This window comes from Gynuella sp. (genome assembly GCF_050297175.1).
Lineage (GTDB): Bacteria > Pseudomonadota > Gammaproteobacteria > Pseudomonadales > Natronospirillaceae > Gynuella.
The window spans coordinates 21,384-42,772 of sequence record NZ_JBNKSF010000036.1 but is presented as its reverse complement, the minus strand read 5'-3'; the positions used below and the strand labels follow the sequence as shown (position 1 = coordinate 42,772).

At 46.6% G+C, this 21,389-nt stretch carries 9 protein-coding genes; 3 read left to right on the top strand and 6 right to left on the bottom strand.

Annotated elements, in window-relative coordinates:
* Positions 1-310: 310 nt before the first annotated feature.
* Both focA and ACQY6I_RS15630 read right to left on the bottom strand, forming a co-directional pair.
* Positions 311-1,201, bottom strand: coding sequence for a formate transporter FocA (gene focA, locus ACQY6I_RS15635; RefSeq protein ID WP_428242432.1), 891 nt, complete (start codon positions 1,199-1,201; stop codon positions 311-313).
* A gap of 209 nt (positions 1,202-1,410) precedes the next feature.
* Positions 1,411-3,501, bottom strand: a complete 2,091-nt coding sequence (locus ACQY6I_RS15630; protein WP_428242431.1) for a glycosyl hydrolase family 28 protein — start codon at positions 3,499-3,501, stop codon at positions 1,411-1,413.
* A gap of 1,747 nt (positions 3,502-5,248) precedes the next feature.
* On the opposite strand from ACQY6I_RS15630, the gene ACQY6I_RS15625 reads away from it, so the two are divergent.
* Genes ACQY6I_RS15625 through ACQY6I_RS15615 form a run of 3 tightly spaced genes read left to right on the top strand, consistent with a single transcriptional unit; the run spans position 5,249 to position 18,176 of the window.
* Entirely contained in the window at positions 5,249-14,662 is a 9,414-nt protein-coding gene (locus ACQY6I_RS15625) for an amino acid adenylation domain-containing protein (RefSeq protein WP_428242430.1), read from the top strand.
* Positions 14,663-14,666: 4 nt separating this feature from the next.
* Positions 14,667-16,373, top strand: coding sequence for a phytoene desaturase family protein (locus ACQY6I_RS15620; protein WP_428242429.1), 1,707 nt, complete (start codon positions 14,667-14,669; stop codon positions 16,371-16,373).
* 21 nt (positions 16,374-16,394) lie between these two features.
* Positions 16,395-18,176 carry a phytoene desaturase family protein gene (locus ACQY6I_RS15615; protein WP_428242428.1) on the top strand — a complete coding sequence of 594 codons (1,782 nt, stop codon included), beginning with the start codon at positions 16,395-16,397 and terminating at the stop codon, positions 18,174-18,176.
* 60 nt (positions 18,177-18,236) lie between these two features.
* Here the strand turns inward: ACQY6I_RS15615 and ACQY6I_RS15610 are convergent, their stop codons facing one another.
* The 4 genes from ACQY6I_RS15610 to ACQY6I_RS15595 all read right to left on the bottom strand — a co-directional run bounded on the left by ACQY6I_RS15610 (position 18,237) and on the right by ACQY6I_RS15595 (position 21,365).
* Positions 18,237-18,995 (bottom strand): thioesterase II family protein, encoded by a 759-nt coding sequence (locus ACQY6I_RS15610; RefSeq protein ID WP_428242427.1) that lies wholly within the window; start codon positions 18,993-18,995, stop codon positions 18,237-18,239.
* 248 nt (positions 18,996-19,243) lie between these two features.
* Positions 19,244-19,858 carry a hypothetical protein gene (locus ACQY6I_RS15605; protein ID WP_428242426.1) on the bottom strand — a complete coding sequence of 205 codons (615 nt, stop codon included), beginning with the start codon at positions 19,856-19,858 and terminating at the stop codon, positions 19,244-19,246.
* Positions 19,855-20,892: a DNA polymerase III subunit delta gene (gene holA / locus ACQY6I_RS15600; protein WP_428242425.1), complete on the bottom strand. Its 1,038-nt coding sequence runs from the start codon at positions 20,890-20,892 to the stop codon at positions 19,855-19,857. Before holA ends, ACQY6I_RS15605 begins: the two co-directional genes overlap by 4 nt.
* Before the next feature lie 2 nt (positions 20,893-20,894).
* Positions 20,895-21,365, bottom strand: a complete 471-nt coding sequence (locus ACQY6I_RS15595) for a hypothetical protein (RefSeq protein ID WP_428242424.1) — start codon at positions 21,363-21,365, stop codon at positions 20,895-20,897.
* Positions 21,366-21,389: the final 24 nt, after the last annotated feature.

Below are 21,389 nucleotides of genomic sequence, written 5' to 3'. Positions count from 1 at the left end.
AAGGGCTTTAAGCCCCGTTGTCACACTAAAACTCAAATCATGTCGGGTCGATGAATTTTTTATTCTAAATATCGTTTTATTAAAAGCTGAAAGAATATTGCAATATTTATATGGTAGGTGAGGCTATATTTCAATGGGTTAGGCTGAAAACAAATTGTTGCTTATCTGTAATGGTTATTTCAAGCAAGGTTGTTATCGAAAATTCATCTGAGGGCTGTAGTGAGGCATTTAATAGTGTTTGACAACCCAGCAGCTCTGATTTTTAGCGCCGAGCCCTGTAATATCAGGGCTGGCGGGGTGGCGTGTATTTTCAGGCGTTCTGTTCTGATGTGTTTTTTGCGACTTCAATCTGAGCCTGATTCATGTGCGGTTGGCGATAAATTTTCCAGTAAGTCAGCCCAACCATGATTCCGCCTCCTATAATATTACCGATTGTAACCGGCAAGAGGTTGCTGAATAAGAAATTGCTGACGGTCAGATCCTGATAGGCTGCCTGTGTCACGTTCGCCATATCCCAGAACTCGGTGGGTGAGAAATGGGCAATGGACATGCCAAGTGGAATCATAAACATATTGGCCACACAGTGTTCAAAACCCCCCGCGACAAACATTGCGACCGGCATCATGACGATCAGGCCCTTTTCGAAGTTATTTTTACAACCATAACTCATCCAGACGGCCAGGCAGACCATCAAATTGCACAATATGCCCAGTGCGACAGCTTGAATAAACGAGTGATGTAACTTGTGTTGGGCGATATTCATGGCGTTTACACCCCATGCACCGTGGTCGGCTGTTTGCTGACCAGCGGCAAAGACAATGGCGACCAATAACAGAGAGCCCACCAGGTTGCCGAAATAAACGACCACCCAGGTTTTTAGCACGGTGATTCCACTGGCTTTTCGGCTGGCCCAGGCCACGGTCGTCAAAACAGTGCTGGTAAACAGTTCTCCGCCACAGGTGACTAGCAACATCAAGCCCAGACTGAAGCACAAGCCACCGATGAGTTTGCTGACCCCCCAGGACATATCGCCTGCGCCGGTGGTGACTGTCGTGTAAAAAACAAACCCGAGACCGATAAACAGTCCGGCAGTGATAGCCAATAAAAATGTGGTCTTTGGATCCTTAAGGGCTTTGTAGGTGAGTTGTTGTTCAGCAATTTCTGTAAGTTCTGCGGGTGAGACCCATTGATTTTGAGACATAGCGTTACACAAAGAATCTGGTTTATGAATGAATTGAACAGGTCATATCTTAGCCAGCTATGCCGGGGGCTTTATTGACTCGTATCATTTGCTGTTAGTTTACCGCCAACTCTAACGATATTTCAGAATTATGAGATATTTTGTGGTCTGACCAGATAAATGAGAGGGTTGTGGCCAGGCATGTTTACCTGGCCGGAAGGTGTCAGTGCTTAATCAATATTGGCGTGTTCAGGCAGGACGTTCTCGAATTTGATGTTTTTTGAATTCTTGATTTGCCAAATACTGTCATAGCCTGAGTTCCAGTTTGTGACCGTGACATTCTTGAAGACAGAGTCTTTTAAATGGTCAATCTTGGTTACCACTGCGTTTTTGATTTTGACATTAGAGAAAGTAATGTTCTCCTGATAGGTTTCAGGGTAAGAGTTGTTTTCGTCGAAGCCGTCATAACCGTCGACTTTTATGACATTTTTGCCGGTATCGGGGGAGACATTATCCAGTGTGACGTTTTCCACCAGAATATCTCGGAACTGTGCTGAAGTCGGGGCATCCTGAAAAACGTTGTCGCCAGCAGAATATTTCATCGTGAACACGAATGGGTTACCAGTTCCTCCACGATTAGAGATTTCATGACCATCCACGGTATTGGTGTTTTTGGTTCCGATATCTTTCATGGCGTTGTCTCTGAAAGTAATGCGACGACCGCCGCCACCCGTTGCTGTTGTTGTTTTCATGCGCAGGCCGTTATCGGTCAGAAACATGACATTCTCTTCTGCCAATATATCTTGTACCCAAGCTCCTGTATGACTGCCAATCGTGACTGCACCATGTCCTTCGCGCATGTAATTATTGAATATCCATGCTTTTTCTGTCGGTTGGACATGTTCACTTCCTTCGGCGTAGTTGGCCCCCTGCCCAGCAGCAAAGTTGATGTTATCGTCACCGCTATCAACAAAGTTTGCAAATATCATGGAGTTTTCGCTGTTGCCAAACTCAACACCATCGGCATTGTTGACATCAAACGTCTGTGTATTGTTGTAGGCAAATACGGTGTTTTCGCCTTCAAGAAACATAACGCCATGGTAAGCCGGGTTGATCAGTTTCAGGCCTGAGAAGTAAAGGTTGGTTACGCCCCTAAATGTGGCGAGACTGGAACGCCGGTTGGAGTATAGATCTTTATTGAGCTGGCCTTTATAGCCGCCGTAGGTATTTTCAATCAGTGCTTTCAATTCGCTATCTGTTGTCCATGTGGTGTCTTTTTCATGCCAGGCCGCGATCATCTGGTGATAGGCGAGTTTTCCCAATGTGTAGACTTTTTCCCGACTACCAGCCTGGAAATAAGCCAGTTGGTTGCCCGTTTCATCCTGGGTATCGGTGTCCGAACGAGTCCAGCCGCTACCATCTATGGTGCCACCGCCAACGATTCGGATATTTTCGTATACATGACGACGATAGTCATAACCCTGGTCTTCAGTAATGGTGCCATTCTGATGATCTTTTGATAGTACATTTAATAATGAAGGTGGACGTCGTGAATCTGTGGGATTGGTTTTATAGCTGTAGAGCTGGTATCCCTGGTTCAGAGGATAGTCATTTGTATCAGTGGAACCTTTGAGCGTGGCACCTGACTGAATTTCCAGCGTCATATTACTTGCCAAAAACAGTGCGCCAGAGACATAGACGCTCCCAGCCTGGTTTTCGGGAATAACGACTTTGCAGCCAAAGGCGCTCTTTGAGCCTTCAGCACAATCGTCAATGGCTTGTTGGATGTTGCTCGTATTCAGCGTGGTGCCATCACCAACTGCGCCATAATCAGTGATGTTTATGACTTTGCTAAAGGTTGGTGAGGTTTTGGCTTTGACTATCTGACTCCGGCCGGATTCGCTACCGTCTTTATAAACAGCACTGACAGCAAATTCATATTCGGTATCCGGGTGTAGGTCGGTGACTCTGAAGTTCAGGAATCTGGTGGATTGATGGAAATGTTCACTATCCGCATCGAAGAATGTTTTGATGTAAGGATAGGCTGGTGAATGTTGTTGGTTGTTGCTACTGGATAGTCCGATGAATTCACCATCCTTATAGATCTTATAATCGACAATATCATCATACTCATCTGTTTTGTGCCAGACCAGTACAACGCTAGTGTCGTCATAAGCCAAAGTTGGGACCTGAGGGGTAATTTCAGAGTTTTCGGATTTGCTAATGTAAGTATCGTTCGTGCCGGATGTCTGGCAGGCTGATATGAGCGCAGCGGTGCTCAGGATTGTGGATGCTAATAGTATGCGTCGCCCAGTTTTCATGTTTGTCTACCTTAATGATGTTGTTGTTTTTGTTTCCTGGCAATAGATGTTGGAAACAAAATAAAGTAAGGATTTATTTTGTCCGCCGATGCCTGATACGGGTTAAGTGTTTGATTCTACTGGTATGATCCTGTTTTATTATGATTTTTATCAAGGTCAATCAACTATATTTAGTATTGCAATTTAAAGTTATATCTAATCTTACATTTCCCGCCGCACTAATCTTATGACTTATTTTCACTGGATCAACAAAAATTTTTTTTGAAACAAGTGTCTTTTGTGTTTTAAAAAAAACGAATTTTCAAAATTATGTTTTTCTAAACTATTGAAACGCAAAATTCTCAGCTTATCAGAGGGTGGAGGAGTTTTGTTGTGTTTCCGAGGGTTTTTGTTTTCTTGTGAGTTTTTTTGTGCATTATTTTTTATTTGTGGCATATATATAAATGTTATTTCATTTTTTAATTATTCTAATGTTTATCAGTATTGTTTATTAATTCTTTAGGGTGTTTCTTTTGTCAGTTTTTGGTATATGTTCTTTATGTATATTAGATTTTTATTTGTTGCTGTCATCATAATTTATGACTCAAATAGAAAGTATAATTATTGGGGCAATTGGTTTTTTAATCGATAAAATATCGTGTTTATATGTGTTCTTAGGATTGTCATAATTCTGAATTATATTCTTATTGCGATAGATCAATTGCTTTGTTATCTTGATGGTGATCTGTAGTGGTTGTGCAGTAAACAGTAAGCCGGAAAGTTGTTTAATTAACTTTCTTGCTTGGCAAAATATGATGTTGGCTGTATTTGCTTTTTCTTGGTGGTTGGGGTGATTCGCTAGTGTGAATTTTTCCAACTTATAAATAATACTCAAAATGAGTTGTAGGAAAGCGTCACTATGAATTTTTGTCAGGAAACTAGACAAAAAAATTCCGTATTCGAATTCGATATGTCAGGTGTAATAGGGTGGGTTCGTTGTAGTCACTTTGTAAGGTCTCATTCAAATGTACGAGTTGATGGAATTTTTTATTTTTTATTAAGTGCTGTATTTTTTTTATTTAACTGTCTTTCTTTGTATTTCTTTTTATCCCGTTATAGCAGAATTTCTCATGATAATAGGATGTCAAAAACTGAAAGTCTGGATTTGACTCTTCATCACTGTGATTCTTATTCGTTATTAAGTTCACCGGCTTTTGTCTATTTATTTCAATCTTTAAATAAGTTGCTGAATTTAAATGTGGTTTTACATTCGGGGAAATACTGTGTTGTTTTTCTTGCGAAAATCGTATTGACCCGTATTTCCATAAAATTCTTTAGGTCCATTCGTGGCAGTCCATACGGGGCTCTTGCTCATATTTGATTAGACGTTCCATTACATTTTAAGTAATGCGAAGTATTCGGTTCGTAGAGACCATCGTCTCTGCGCCATTTCGTCTGCCTGCCAAAAATTCTGTTGCACAGTTTTATATCTCCATTTGTGGGGGTGTTGTTTTATGCCGGTAATGTTGGCTAGGGCAATTTTTATCTCTGATAACTACACAATTAATGAGTCTCTAAAAAAATGATGTAAGTTCTGATGCTGATCAGGTGGTGCTGCCTGGAAATTCGCCGTCGGAATAGCTCTCAGGAAATTAGCTGAATCAGTTGGAGTGCTGAGAAGTTACTACCTTCGAGCGAAGTGGACGATGTTCAGGGCTTAAGAATCATTTTTCGGAGATCTCTCAAGGAATTTAATAAGAGGTCGAACATGTCTTTGGATAATAAAATTGCAATTGTTGGAATTGGATGTCGCTTTCCCGGTCATGCTAATGATTACCAGAGTTTCTGGCAGAACCTGATAGCAGGTAAAGATTGTCTTGAAGCGACACCCAGCAATCGTTACAACGCAGAACACCTTTACAGTCATGACAAGTCGAAGCCTGGGCGGTTAACCGGTGGGCGCGGTGGTTACATTGATGGTTTTGATGAATTCGACCCAGCGTTTTTTGGTATAGGTCCACGCGAAGCGGAATATATGGATCCTCAGCAACGAAAGCTGTTGGAAGTGGCCTGGGAGGCTTTGGAAGATGGCGGACTCAAACCTCGACAGCTAAGTGGCCAAAAAGTGGGGGTCTTCATTGGTGGATTTACTCTGGATTATAAGATCGTTCAGTTTGCCGATCTGAGTTTTAACGGTCTGGCTGCACATACTGCGACCGGTACCATGATGACTATTCTGTCGAACCGAATTTCCTATTGTTTTGACTTTCATGGGCCGAGTATGTCCGTCGATACGGCGTGCAGCTCTTCTTTGGTAACCACCCATCTGGCTTGTCAGAGTCTGCTGAGTGGTGAAAGTGATGTTGCATTGTCAGGCGGTGTGTTACTGCATATGACACCGCAATACACGATCACTGAATCCAAAGGCGGGTTTCTATCTCCAGAAGGGCTTTCGAGAACGTATGATGCAGATGCTAATGGCTACGTTCGTTCAGAAGGTGTGGGTGTGGTGGCGCTAAAAAGGTTGAAGGATGCATTGCGTGATGGCGATCCAATCCATGCTGTCATCATTGGTTCTGGAGTTAATCAGGATGGACGGACCAACGGTATTACCGTACCCAGTGGTGAAGCGCAGGAACGTTTGATTCGCACAGTATGTGATGACGCAGGTATTAATCCCGGTTCCCTGCAGTACATTGAAGCCCACGGTACTTCTACCCCCGTCGGGGATCCGATTGAAGCCAATACCTTAGGGCGGGTGCTGGCGACAAATCGACGACCGCAGGACCAGTGTTACATTGGTTCTGTCAAAACCAATATTGGTCATACAGAAGCTGCTGCCGGTATGGCAGGATTAATCAAAACAGTCTTAGCGCTAAAACACAAAACAATCCCACCTCACATCAATCTGAAAACGGTGAACCCGGCTTTGAATCTTGATGATCAGCCATTCGAAATTCCTTCTGAATCGGTTGCCTGGCCGGAACATGAAGGGCCGGCTCGAGCAGGAGTAAACTCCTTTGGTTTTGGCGGTACTAATGCTCATCTACTGTTGGAAGAGTCGCCTGTTCAACTTCAGGCGGACAAGAATATAACTTTTCCGGCACGGGCATTACTGCCTCTGAGTGCCGACGACGAAGCGGATTTGACTCGCGTGGTCGCCAAAATGCGCGATGCCGTACTGGCCTCCGATGATCCTCAGACTTTTTTGTATCACGCGGGTCATACACTGGCGACCCGGCGTGAGTTATTGCCCAAGCGTGTTACGTTTGCCTACGAGAGTAGTGAAGACCTGCTTGCCACAATGGACAGTTATATTGACGGCCAAAATAATGTAAACGCTGTTGTGGGTAGCCCTATTCCTGAACAGCATCGTCGGCTGGTTTGGGTTTTTACCGGGATGGGGCCGCAGTGGTGGGCAATGGGGCGTCAGCTGTTCCAATCAGAGCCCGTCTATCGGAACATGATCGAGCGTTGTGATGAGTTGATGAGTCAGTATACAGACTGGTCGTTGATCGAGCAGCTGAATGCAAGTGAAGAAGAATCGAATATGGCCGATACGTGGTTGGCTCAGCCTGCTAACTTTGCTTTACAGGTTGCTTTAGCTGCACTCTGGCGATCCTGGGGAGTAACGCCGGAAGCGATTGTTGGCCACAGTGCCGGTGAAGCAGCGGCGTTCTACGAAGCGGGCGTCTATTCTCTGGAAGATGCTGTTAAAGTTATTGTCGAGCGAAGTCGTCTGCAATATTTGCTTGATGGTCATGGCACCATGCTGGCCGTCAGTTTAACGGAAGAAGAGGCGCTGGACCGTATAGCCCCTTATGGTGAACGCATTTCGATTGCGGCAATTAACAGCCCCACCGCAATCACGCTAGCAGGTGATGAAGAGCCGTTGAAGCTGTTAGCTGACGAACTTCATGAGAGTAAGATTTTTGCCAAGTTTCTGGCAGTTAATGTGCCTTATCACAGTGCCAAGATGGAATTGATCGAAGAGGAGTTATTTGCCTCACTGGCAGATATTCAACCTCAACCGGCACAAATACCCGTTTACCTGACGGCCCGCCCGGGAATTGCAAAAGGACCGGAACTGGATGCCGCATACTGGTGGGAAAATGTGCGTTACAGCGTGCGATTCAAAGATGCGATTACACATCTGGCCAAAGATGGCTATCGCCTGTTTCTCGAAATCGGCCCACATCCGGTGTTAGGACATTCTATTAAAGATTGTATGAGTGTATTGCAGATTCCGGTGGATATCTTGTTCTCCATCCGCCGACTGGAAGATGAAGGACAGCGCTTCATGCAGGCGTTGGCAATGCTGCATAATCTTGGTTATCCGGTTGACTGGCAGGCGATGTTTCCCGAAGGTCGCTGGGTCACACTGCCAACTTATCCCTGGAAACAGGATCGTTATTGGGTTGAATCTCCTGCAGTTGCTCAAATTCGTCTCGGTCAAACTCATCACCCTTTGTTGGGCAGAAGATTGGCAACAGCAGAGCCGGGATTTGAAACGATCCTGGATATTGAACAGCAACCTTACCTGGGTGATCACCGTATTCAAGGGAATGTACTGTTTCCTGCAGCCGGTTTTCTTGAAATGGCCATGCAGGCTATTAAAGCGCTTACAGGTAAAGCTAATGGTACGGTTCGGGATCTGCAGTTAAAGAAAGCACTTTATTTGCCGGATGCTGACGTCAAACCCGTTCAGTTTTTGCTCAACAGTGATACGGCCCGTTTCAGTATTGCCACTCTGCCGCAGAATTCTGCATCCAGCGACAGCGCTACACATGCGACGGGGTACTTACAGGTATCCCCGTTACCTCAGTGGCCACAAACGATTGAGCTGGACGATATTCGAGAACGCTGTCAGTTGAAGCTTTCCGGAAATGCCTGTTATGCCACATTGGCAGAAATGGGGTATCACTATGGTCCGGTTTTTCAGCCCATCGATAAAGTCTGGGTTGGTGATAATGAAGCGTTGGCACAACTGCTTCCGCGGCTGGATGGTCAGCAGATGGAACAGCACTCATATCACTTTCATCCAACTTTGTTGGATGCCTGTTTTCAAACCGTACTGACCACAGAAATTCAGCATTTTCAAAATGGTTCTGAACCTGCCATGCGTCTGCCGTTATCCCTCACGCTTTTTGAAAGCCAGGAAGTCGGTATACAGCCGTTGTGGGCCTACAGCAAAGTAACAGCCCGAACCACAGACGAAATAATTTCTGATATTTATGTATACGATCAAAATGGCCAGTGCCTGGCCAGAATGGAAGGGTTTAGAGCAGGTAACGTAGATGCCGTTCCCAGTCAGGCCGCGCTGAGCACTATTGATAGCTGGTTAACGGAAGTACATTGGATCAACAAAGATATTCCTGAAGAGGTCATGTCGGAGCCGTTGACAGCGTCAACAGGAATTGTCCTGGTGGTCGGGGATCGCAGTCATCCACTGGTAATAGAGTGTGTATCCCGATTACGGAATATGCAACAACCATTCTGTATGATTGATCATGATCCGGGCTTTGTATTTGATGCCAACCAGGCCCAGGCGTTATTTGATACGGCCAGCCGGGAAGACTGGCAGAGATTTTTTAGTGTGCTGAAAGACAGTGATTTGCCTGAATGTGACGGTATTTTGGATCTGCGCCAACTCAGTGTTCCAGTGCTTGATACCTGTAGTCCGGAGACGTTGGCGTCGCAGAACAGTTATGCCACCTATCCTTTGATTGCCATGGCACAGGCTTTGTTGTCCAGTCAGATACAGGCGCGATTGCTGATCGTTACTGCCAGAGGTCAGGCAGTGTTGCCAGGTGAAGGACCTAATCCGCTGGCTGCAGCCGCATGGGGCGTTGGCCGGGTGCTATGGTATCAGGAACTGATTAGCAACCGTGGTTCGTTGCTGGATGTTGACTGGCAGTGCGGAGGCGGTGAAGAGCAGTGTGCCGCAGCGGCAGACCACATTCTGACAGAGCTACGGGCAGATCGTTGGCCGGCTTTCAGTCAATCGGGTTCTGGTGTATATGAAGGCGAGGTGGCCTGGCGGCGGGATCAACGTTATACCTGTAGGCTTAGAGCTGCTGAAAACCTTGGCCGGCCATTACCGCTACAACTGAGACCGGATGGTTGTTATCTGGTGACAGGTGCGTTTGGAGCATTGGGAAAACTGCTGTGTCATACCCTGGTAGACCGTGGCGCCAGGCGTTTGATCCTGATGGGACGTACAGCATTACCAGAACGTTCTGAATGGGCGGAGCTGACAGCCGATCATCCTTTATCGAAGCACATTGCCTTTGTTCGTACACTGGAAGCGAAAGGCGTTGATGTTATTACTGCCGCTGTGGATGTCAGTTATGAGGAGAGTCTGAGTGCCTGGCTGCAGGATTTCCGTCGCCGGCAGTTACCACCAATCCGTGGTGTTTTTCATTTGGCCGGACAGGTCCGAGACACACTTTTGGCAGAAATGACTCCCGAAGACTATAACGCCGCTTATGATCCCAAGGTTGTGGGGTCCTATCTGTTACATCAGTATTTACACGATCAACCATTGGATCATTTTGTCATGTTCGCATCGGTGGCTTCTTTGCTGACGACGGCAGGGCAGACCAACTATGCGGCAGGTAACGCTTTTCTGGATGCACTTGCTCATTATCGTCGTTCTCAAGGTTTGCCGGGTCTGGCGCTCGACTGGGGGCCATGGGCAACAGGCATGATAGAAGATCTTGGACTGATTGATCACTATCGCAACAGCCGAGGAATGAACTCTCTGGCACCGGAAGCCGGTATGGACATTGTTGAGCGGGCACTGGGCCAGGATGTTCCACAGTTGATGATCAACACCGTGGTTGACTGGCCGCTGTTTAATGCCTGGTATCAGGAAATGCCGCCCATCATTGCAGAGCTCGCCAGCGCACAACAACAGGCTGCCGGCGATGAAGATAATGGTAGCTTTCTGGAGCGTTATCGTCGGGCTGGTGAGGATGACCGTCAGACTCTGCTGGAAGAACACTTCATTTTCGTGGTCAGTGATGTATTACGAATCAAGGCTGCTGGCATATCCATGACCAGTAACCTGAATGATCTGGGACTCGACTCATTGTTGGCAATCGAAATGCGGGCCCGGATCCAGCGGGATATTAAAGTTTCTCTTCCGGTAGTCACGCTTCTGTCCGGAACGCAAGTGGAAGACCTGATTGCACAGGTTGAAGGTGACCTGGTTTCACAATTGGGACAGGATGGTGATCAAACCGAAACCAGTGATGTTGAAATTTACTCCAACGAAAGCGAATTCCCGCTGTCATGCAATCAGACCGCATTGTGGTTTTTGAAGCATCTGAACCCAGATGGTTTTGCTTACAATATTGGCGGTGCGGTGGAAATTCGCGCTGAGTTGCAACCGGATCAAATGTTTGATGCCGTTCGCACGATGATTCGCAGACATCCTATGTTACGTGCCAATTTTGCTCAGAAAGACGGCCGTGCCATGCAATTCATCAGTGATGAACCGAAAGAGGATATCGGTTTGATAGATATGGAAGGTACCCCTTGGGAGGAGGTGTATAACCATATTATCGCGGAGTACCGTAAACCTTATGATCTGGCTTGTGATCCGTTGATGCGGTTTCGTCTGTATCGCTTGGCAGATGATCGCTGGGTAATGATGAAAGCCGTGCATCATATTATTTCCGATGCGATTTCAACGTTTACGTTTATCGAAGAGCTGCTGGCTGTGTACGAGGGTATGCGTAACGGAGAAAACGTTGTATTGCCACCGGCCAAAGCCCGTTATCTGGATTACGTAAACTGGCAGAATCGTTTTCTGGTCAGTGATCGGGCGCAGAAAATGCAAAACTATTGGCTGGAACATTTGCCTGTTGAAATTCCGGTTCTGAATTTACCGATTGATAAGCCTCGTCCAGCCGTACAAACAAATAACGGTGCTTCAGAATTTTTCATCATTGAAAAAGATATGACTGCTCGTTTGCATCAGTTGGCCCAGAAACAGGGCGTGACTGTATTTATGGTGCTGCTGTCGACTTACTATGCCTTACTGCATCGTTACAGTGGTCAGCAGAACATTATCGTGGGTAGTCCGGTTATGGGCAGAACGGAACCAGAGTTCAACAGTTTGTATGGTTACTTTGTTAATCCTTTGCCATTGCACGTCGATCTGAGCAACAACCCAAATACGCTACAGCTGCTCAGTCAGGTCCAGGATACAGTGTTGAATGGATTGGATAACCAGGAATACCCGTTTGTGATGCTGGTGGATAAACTCGGTCTTAAACATGATCCAAGTCGTTCGGCAGTTTTCCAGGCAATGTTTATTCTGCTGGCCCATAAAGTGGCTACTGAACAATATGGATATCGGCTGGATTACATTGAACTGCCCGAAGAAGAAGGTCAGTTTGATTTGACATTGTCCGCATATGAGGATGAAGCAGAAGGTCGTTTTCATTGTGTATTCAAGTACAACACCGACCTGTTTCTGGCTGAAACAGTACAGCGCTTTGCCGGTCATTTTATTAATTTGCTGGAAGCCATGCTGGAAACTCCAGAGTTAGCTATCAACGAGCTGCCTATGTTGTCAGCGGATGAACAGCAGCAACTATTGACTGATTGGAGCGGGGCGGAGCATAAATCCCCGGCTGAAATGTTAGTCACGGAATTGGTTGATCAGTATCGGGATAAAAACGCACCTGCAGTGATAATGCCTGAGCAGGAAGGCATTCCAGATGCTGATCAGCGAAGGGAAATCAGTTATGCAGAACTGGTCAGAGAGTCGGACAGACTGGCAGTCAATCTTCAGGCTATCGGAATTGGTCGTGGTGATGTGGTGGCATTGAGCCTGATGAAATCGCCTGATATGTTGATTTCCTTGTTGGCTATCTTGAAAACCGGGGCGGCTTATTTGCCGATAGATCCGGATTATCCGGAAGATCGTGTCATCTACATGCTGGATCATGCGAAAGCCCGTATGGTTCTGACCAGCACCCATCTGCTGCCGCGCTTTGAACAATGGCAGGGGCAAGTGCTTACTTCAGATGATCCACAGTTAATAAAATGGTCATCAGACAAACCTGATACCAATATAAATGCTACAGACACCGCCTACGTTATCTTTACCTCAGGCTCTACGGGTAAGCCGAAGGCGGTACAGGTCAGTCATGGTAACCTGGCGGCAGTTTATCAAGGTTGGCATGAATACTATCGGTTATCCGATGCGGTCCGGGTTCATGCGCAAATGGCCAGTTTCTCCTTTGATGTTTTTGCCGGTGACTGGTTAAGGGCATTGTGCTCTGGAGGATCTCTGGTACTCATCGGACGTGACCTGTTGTTTAACACTGTCCGTCTCTATCAAACCTTGAAGCAGGAACGGGTTGATTGCATGGAATGTGTGCCAGCCGTTGCACGCGGGTTGATGCAGTATTGTGAACGCGAAGAAAAACGATTGGATTTTATCCAGTTGTTGATGGTGGGATCTGACGTCTGGAAAGTCGAGGAAATTCAGAAACTGAAAGCACTCTGTACCAACCGGGTAGTCAACTCCTACGGTCTCACCGAAGCCACTATCGACAGCGCTGTGTTTGAAGGCGATACCTCTCAATTGGAATCCGGGCAGATGGTACCGGTGGGGCATCCTTTTGCTAATAGTGAAATATATGTCTTGGATGCACATCAGCAACCATTACCGGTTGGTGTTCCCGGTGAGCTGTGGATCGGTGGCGAAGGCGTGGCGCAGGGGTATCTGGGTGCGCCAGAGATGACTGCGCAACGGTTCGTAAAACTGAATTTAAGTGGACACAGCAGAACCTATTACCGCACTGGCGACCTGGCAAAATGGGACCGTCAGGGTTGTCTGCAGTTATTGGGACGCGCTGATAATCAGGTGAAGGTTCGTGGACACAGAATTGAGGTGGGAGAAATAGAAACCCAGTTGAAAATGCACCCGGACGTGGCACAGGCAATTGTGACTGTTCGTAAAGATGCCAGTGAAGAAACCCAGTTATGCGCTTATTGGGTAGCGAACAACGATTATCCAGATAACGATAACCGTGATCAGTCTGTTGATGCACGACAATTACGTCAACATCTGGGTGAGGTTCTTCCTACATATATGATTCCTGCATGGTTTGTGGAAGTCGACCAGTTGCCGCTTTCTCCAAATGGTAAGGTGGATATCAATGCTTTGCCGGAACCGGTCATAGAAAATACCATTGTTGAGCCCCCGCATACCTTATATGAAGTACGCATGGCGCATCATTGGAAAACCCTGCTCAATCTGGAACAGGTTGGAGTTGAGCAGGATTTCTTTGTGCTGGGCGGAAGTTCCATTAAATTGATTGAACTGATTTATCTGCTGCAACATGAATTCAATGTTGAAGTGGCTGTCAGTCAGTTGTTCAAGACATCAACATTGTATGGTATGGCAAAAACCCTTGAACATATCATTATTGGTCGGGAAACCGGCGCGGGTCCGTATCTGCATTTCAACGATCAACAACAAGATACTGTTTTTTGCTTCCCTCCGGCAGGTGGCCATGGCTTGGTTTATCGACGCCTCGCCGAAGTGATGTCGGATTATCATTTGCTGGCATTTAATTACCTGACTGGTGATCAGAAAATAGAGCGATATACCGATTTGATCAAACAGCAACAACCGCAAGGTCCATATGTGCTGCTGGGGTATTCGTTAGGTGGAAACCTGGCGTTTGAAGTGGCAAAAGAACTGGAACGGAGGGGTGATGAAGTCAGTCATGTAGTCATTATCGACTCTTATCGAATTGCCGAAACGTTTGTTTTGAAAGATGAGCATATCGCGGAATTTGAATTGGAACTTAAAGAACACCTACACAAGCATACTGGGTCAACCAAAGTCGAAGCTGAAACCCTGTTACAGGCAAGGGATTACATAGAATTCAGTAGTCAGACTATCAATGATGGTCACCTGAACAGTGTGATTACGATTCTTGCTGATGAGTCCAAACTGGCTTTCTATGAAGCCGGTCAGGAAGGTAGCTGGTCGGGTTGTGGTGAAACCGTCAACCTATACCAGGGTTCCGGTTTGCATGCTGACATGCTTGATGATGACCACATCCTGGCCAACGCATCTTTGATAATGGCGGATATTTCATCCGACATTGAGACGGTGGCTACCGGTGTTTCTGCTGAGATGGAGGTGTAAAAGTATGACGACTGCAAACAAAACAACATCTGACACCAACGGTACAAACGAGATTCTGATTATTGGCGCGGGTGTGGCCGGTCTTGCGGCTGGGTGCTATCTGCAGATGAACGGTTTTCAAACCCGGATACTGGAGCGGCATACCCTACCGGGAGGCTGTTGTACCGCCTGGACCAGGGAAGGTTATGTCTTTGACTACTGCATTGAGTGGCTAAATGGTACAGACCCTAACAGTTCTCCCTATAAGGTGTGGCATGAATTGGGTGCCTTGAATGGCAAGTCGATAAAGACATTTGAACAGTTTAACCGGGTTATCGATGCCGATGGTCAGACGGTTAACTTTTATACCGACCCTGATCGTCTGGAGCAGCATCTGCTCAGTATTTCCCCTGAGGATGAACGACTCATCAAAAACTTCTGCCGTTATATGCGGCGCTTTCAGAAGCTGGATCTGTGTCCTCCACTGGCACCAATCCCGTTGATGGGCTGGAAACAGAAGTTGTCTATGGCGGCCGAAATTCTGCCACAACTGGGGTTGTTCTGGCGTACCGGTGGTACTCAGATGGATGATTTTTGCGATCAACTAACACATCCTTTGCTGAAAAAAACCTTTCCTCTGATATTGATGCAGGACCATGGTAACTTTTCGTTGATTCCATATCTGTACACGATGGCTGCTGCTGGAAGCGGTAATGCCGGTTTTCCGGAAGGAGGGTCTCTGGGATTATCGCAATCCATCGCCAGGCGCTATCTCGATCTGGGGGGAAAGATCGATTACAAGATTAAAGTAGATCGTATATTGCTCGAAAAAGATGGCGATGAGCAGAGAGCTGTTGGGGTGAAGTTGAAGAATGGCAGGGAGATACCTGCTTCGAAGGTTATTTCAACGATTGATGGGCATACGACGTTGTTCCATTTGTTGGAGGGAAAATATATGACCCCAACCCTGGATAAACTGTATCACGATATTTTGCCGCAGGAGGGCAATACTTATCCAGGACTGATTACGGTATTTGTTGGTTGTCGAAAAAAAGTCGGTGAAGGAGAACCGCACAGTACCACTTATATTCTGAATGAACAGGAAGCTGAGCTGCTACCCGAATGTATGCAGGGTAGCATCCTGTTGCAGCATCGCAGCCGGATGGCCGATGGTTTTACACCGCAGGAAGGATCCGTTATTCGTCTGGCATATTTCACCTATTTTGATCGATGGGACCGTTGGCGCAATGAGGATAAACCTCATTATCGTCGCCGCAAAGAAGAGATCATTACCTTTATTCGCAGTTTTCTGGAGAAACATTATCCAGGCATTAATGAGACCATTGATGTGATAGAGGTGGCCACCCCGGTCACTATGAAACGTTACACCGGCAACACGGGTGGAGCGATACTGGGGTGGAAATCAGAAGAGGCGGATAACCTGCTGGACCGTTTGATCAATAAAGACAAAATGCAGCTTCCCGGTTTGAAAAACTTTTATATGGCCGGGCATTGGGTTGCCGGGGGGAGTTTGATTAAGGCAGCTGTTTCCGGCCGCTATGTTGCTCAGTTTCTCTGTAAGAACATGAACCGACCATTTGATAGTGGGTTTAGCAATTATCAGGGGGGCTGGCATCCGGATGAATGGGGACTACACCTTGAACGTTCGGTATCCACGGCTGATCAAGAAACCAGTGCTGATGCACTTGAAACAATCACTGCAAACACATAATCAGCATAAAGGAGAAACGATATGTCGTCTCACACTGAGCCACAAACTGAGCGCAAAACGATGTTGATTATCGGAGGAGGTCTGGGCGGACTTTCGACTGGTTGTTATGCGCAGATGAATGGTTATGATGCTCATATTCTGGAAATGCATGAGATTCCCGGTGGTTGTTGTACTGCCTGGGAAAAAGGGGATTTTTGGTTTGACTGGTGCGTCAGTTGGCTGCTGGGTAGTGGACCGGGCAACGAAATGTATCAGATTTGGCGGGAAATTGGGGGGCTGGATGGAAAGGAAATCCGGCATCCTGAAATTTTCAACATTGTCACGACTGTTAACGGTGATGAAGTCCGGTTTTACTCAGATCCGGATAAACTGGAACAGCATCTGCTTGATATATCGCCTAGTGATACAAAAATGATTAAGCAGTTTTGCGATGGCTTGCGAAAGTTCATTCGGTGCCTGAAAGTTTATCCGTTTTTGCAACCGGTGGGGCTAATGAGCTTCTGGCAGCGCACCAAAATGATGGCGTCATTTGTGCCATACTTTAATTTGATCCGTAAAACCATTACTGAGCTTATGGTTGATTATTCGGCTAAGTTCACTAGCCCGGTTCTGCAACAGGCATTCAATTTCATTCTTTATGAAAAACACCCTAATTTTCCGGTATTGCCATTTTATTTTCAGTTAGCATCCCATGCAATGCACTCGGCAGGGGTACCTCAGGGAGGCTCTCTGGCTCTCGCCAACTCAATTGCCGGTAGATATGAGCGATTGGGTGGCCAAGTCACTTATAATGCCAAAGTTGAGGAGATTCTGGTCGAAAATGACACCGCTGTCGGGGTGCGTCTGAGTGACGGTCGAGAATATCGTGCAGATATAATCGTGTCTGCTTCTGATGGCTATAACACGCTGATGAAATTGCTGAAGGGTCAATATATGAGTGACACCTTTCGTCGACTGTATACCGAGACCATTAAAAAACCGGAGATGGTGTTTCCGGGTTATCTGACTGTGTTTTTGGGGCTGGATCGGGAACTGCCTGACATGGAGTACTGTACGACCTATTTGTTGCCACCAGAGCTTGCAGCGAAGTTGCCCGGCATACGTCATGCGAGTATCAATGTGCAACTGCGCAGTGGCTTGTATCCCGAGCTGGCACCAGAAGGACAGACAATGCTGTATGTCAGCTATTTTTGTGATATCGCACCCTGGCGCGAGTTGACCGATGGTACCGAGCAGGTCTCACGGACTAAAAATGGTGAGGAGATTCATACATTACCACTGCGGCGTGGCAGAGCTTATTTGTCCGCCAAGAAACAGGTTATGAATAACCTGATAGATTTCCTGGAAGACTATATTCCAGGGCTGAGAGACTCTGTTGTGGTACGTGATATTGCCACTCCTATGACACAGGTTCGCTATACCAAGAACTACGATGGTTCTGTGTTGGGTTGGCAACCTTTTGTGGATGGTGGCGAAACACTTGAGGAAGAGGTGAAGCGTAATGGTCCGGGAATACCCGGGTTGAAAAACTTCTATTTTTCCGGAGTCTGGATCACCACGGGCGGTCTGATTCGGGCAGCAGCCTCTGGCCGGCATGTCATGCAGTTTATTTGTAAGGACGATGATAAAGTGTTTCAGGCTCACATCGAAGAGGAAGCCAAGGCACCCACCCATGTTGTCTATCCACCGCGGACAGAGTGGCAGCGAAATCGGATCAGGAATACCGCTGCAGATGCAACAAGCAGGGAACCTCATCATGATTCTGCTGAGGTAGAAAAAGTTTTGAGTGCAGTGGAAAACTAAGGTCTATCGATCTTATGATGGTGAGGCAAAAAGTTTCTGCCTCACCAGATGAGCGGTGGATTATATCGGCATAGTCATCATATGCCGTTTTAAGCGCTTATAAATGATGTCGACAATATCCCGGGTATAGTCATGAATGAAGAAGTGTCCGCCATCGAACACATGGCATTCCGGGGTCTTATGAAAGTGCTTCTGCCAGCTTAAGTGTTGCACTTCGGTGTCGGGAAAGTCCGATTTTCCAAATAACAGGGATGCGTGAATATCCAGTGGCACAGGATCGGCAGGAGGGCAGGTTTCAATCATCTTAAAGTCTGCTTTTAGTGCAGGCAGCAACAGCTCCATCAATTCTTTGTTATGAAGTGCAGCTTCATCCGTTCCTCCAAGCTCTGCCATTTTTTCCAGAAACTCTGCATCCGGAAGTTGGTGAAGGTTGTCCCGATTTCGTGGCAGGTTTGGAGATCTGACCGCCGAGACAAACAGATGCTCGGGCATTTTTTTTCGTCGCAGTTTCAGTTCTCGGGTTAATTGATAAGCGATTCTGGCACCTAGGCTGTGGCCGAAGAAAGCATAGGGAGTGGAGTCCTGCAGAGGTAATTCACTGATCAGAATATCGATTAACTCATCGATACTCTCCAATGGTTTTTCATTGAGACGCTCCGCCCGACCCGGCATTTGAAGTGCGCTGACCTCGATATCAATATCTGCCGGAAGCAAATGTTTCCATTGACTGAAGATTCGCGCATTGCCGCCCGCATACGGAAAAAGGAAGAGCCTGATCGATGGATTATGTGACTGCCTAATGGGTATAAACCATTTCATATTGTGCCCTTTTGCAAATACCACAGTGTGGATATGGTTATATGGCTGTTTAGAGATTAAAAAAACATTAATGGGTTGTTCGGATCTATTGTGTGATGCTGTCAGAGATCAGTCCAGTCTCTAAACGTCTTATTTCATCAGGTTCGTTGGAGGATCGGTCTAAAGAATGAGGTGCATGACAACAAACTGGGTGTTGCTGCCGGCATTTCAGATCCAGAATAGCATAATCATTTTCTGGTAATACACGGTTAATAATCGAGTTCTATACCGATATATACTGCGATATGGCTTCCAGACACATTGGTTCCTTTGCTACTTTGGTAGTTTATCCATTGGGCTTTAATGCCAGCGGTATAAAATGTTTCCAAGGGGTCGTAAGACAAATCAGCAACGATCCCAAAAGCTGGATCGAAGGACTCACGGACCGAACCAACCGATGGCAGGTCTGCCTGGTATTTGGTATCAAAATCAAACGTTGGACCGATGCCCCAACGCAATGAGTGATGGTCACGATAAAATGGTATGACAGATACGCGATAACGGCTGAACTGAACATCTCCATCATTTTCATCGTAGTGGTGCCAGTGTCGGCCCAGGTCGATTATCATGCCGCCGCGAGGATTGATATTAACGGCGACTCGTGCCATCCAGAAATGAAGATTGCCGCTTCTGACGGACATTTTGTTGGTCAGTCCATTACCGGTGACGGTGACACTTGGGCCAATTTCCTCGCCACCGTAGCTGACTCCATAAATGCCTCCAAGTTGCACTGGGCTCAAATGAGAACCGTCATAGGTGGCTGCATGAACCTGTGCTGAAGATAGCGTGCCTGCGACCAATACGAAGGTTAAAAAAGGTTTCATGAGATTAAAGCCGGTATGAGTCGGGCGTTTGCATCTGTCCGGCACATGCCGAGAATCAGGGCATGGAGTTCCATCCAGGTATCGGATTTTTCCAATCCTTTGATCGTGCTGTCGACCCGCCCGGCCTGGGTGAGTAATTTGTTAATGAGCATTATGGAATAGCGTGACATCGCTGCTTCATAACTTGCTTCGCGATTTTTCCAAACGCCGTTCTGTTGGAAAACCTGACGCTTGGGTTGCCCCGCATTCAGTCGGGTGAGTACTGTGCTCAGGGTTCGCAGTTCCCGGCTTAAGGCCCATAAAATAATCGGGGCTTCTGTACCTTCGGCTTTCAGACCGTTCAGGATTTTAATCGCTCTGGGTAACTCGCCAGAGAGGCAGGCGTTGGTGAGATCAAATACGTCATAACGGGAACTGTCACCGACTGCCTGGATAACCAGCTCCGCAGTGATTACTGGGCTTTCCGTCAATAACAACAGCTTCTCGATTTCCTGATGGGCAGCCAGCAGGTTGCCATCCACTCTGTCGGCGAGAATTTCCAGCGCTTCCGGTTCAATCGTATGGTCATGTGTGGCAAATTGCTGTCTGATCCATGGGGCAAAGTCTTTGTTTTCGAGAGGCCAGATTTGAATGAAGCCAATCTGCTTTTCCATTTGCTGAAACCACTTTGACTTGGTGGTACTGCTTTCCAGTTTACCGGTCACCACGATAAATAAGTTATCTTCATTTGGACGTTCGGCCAGTTCCAGCAGTGTTTTCCGGGCAGGGTCCGTCAGTTTGCCCGGGATGCGTACTTCAATGGTTTTACGGCTTGAGAACAAAGACATTTCATTAGCCGACTGAAACAGTTCATTCCAGTCAAAACCCGATTCCACCTGAAATCGTTCGCGTTCGCTATAGCCGGAAGCTTTGGCTTTTTCCCTGATCTGATCGCTGGCATTCTGTACCAGGAGCGGCTCGTCGCCGCTGATCAGATAAAATGGCTGTAAATGACCGGAAAGATGCTGTGTCAGTTGATTGAGGTTGATTTTCATGGTCAGTAACTATCCAGATTTTGGCTGGTCAGAAAATCATAAATGTCTTTGGCAATTGCTGAAAACAACTGAGTACGCTGACTATCAATCATCAGTCGTTTGTTTTTGTCGTCATTGCCATTGAACTGGACAGTCGCTTCTTTCACAAAGGATTGAGGAAAGACAATGAGTTTGCCATCTGAATTATTGACCTGAACAGTAATTTCTACCGTTAAGGCCATACTGCTGTTGCCGACATAACGGTCATATTGCTGCTGTTTTTTAACGACCAAAGCCAGTGGTAGATCTGTATTGCCATTAACCAAGTCGGTGTCTTGATATTTGAAAGTTTGCTGCAGAATCTTTTCGAATTCATCTGCTTGCTGAGTCACCAGTGCCATTTGGGAGGGTAGGTGGCTTTCAACGGGTTTATCCAGAGTGAAACCGCAGGCTGTTAACAGCAAAGGAAAGAGAATGACTAAAAATCTGTGCATAAGCATGTCTCTGGCGGCAGAATG

Coding starts and splice junctions, on each gene's coding strand:
- holA (WP_428242425.1), bottom strand. CDS start 20,892: ATGAAAATCAACCTCAATCAACTGACACAGCATCTTTCCGGTCATTTA.
- ACQY6I_RS15630 (WP_428242431.1), bottom strand. CDS start 3,501: ATGAAAACTGGGCGACGCATACTATTAGCATCCACAATCCTGAGCACC.
- ACQY6I_RS15595 (WP_428242424.1), bottom strand. CDS start 21,365: ATGCACAGATTTTTAGTCATTCTCTTTCCTTTGCTGTTAACAGCCTGC.
- focA (WP_428242432.1), bottom strand. CDS start 1,201: ATGTCTCAAAATCAATGGGTCTCACCCGCAGAACTTACAGAAATTGCT.
- ACQY6I_RS15615 (WP_428242428.1), top strand. CDS start 16,395: ATGTCGTCTCACACTGAGCCACAAACTGAGCGCAAAACGATGTTGATT.
- ACQY6I_RS15605 (WP_428242426.1), bottom strand. CDS start 19,858: ATGAAACCTTTTTTAACCTTCGTATTGGTCGCAGGCACGCTATCTTCA.
- ACQY6I_RS15620 (WP_428242429.1), top strand. CDS start 14,667: ATGACGACTGCAAACAAAACAACATCTGACACCAACGGTACAAACGAG.
- ACQY6I_RS15610 (WP_428242427.1), bottom strand. CDS start 18,995: ATGAAATGGTTTATACCCATTAGGCAGTCACATAATCCATCGATCAGG.
- ACQY6I_RS15625 (WP_428242430.1), top strand. CDS start 5,249: ATGTCTTTGGATAATAAAATTGCAATTGTTGGAATTGGATGTCGCTTT.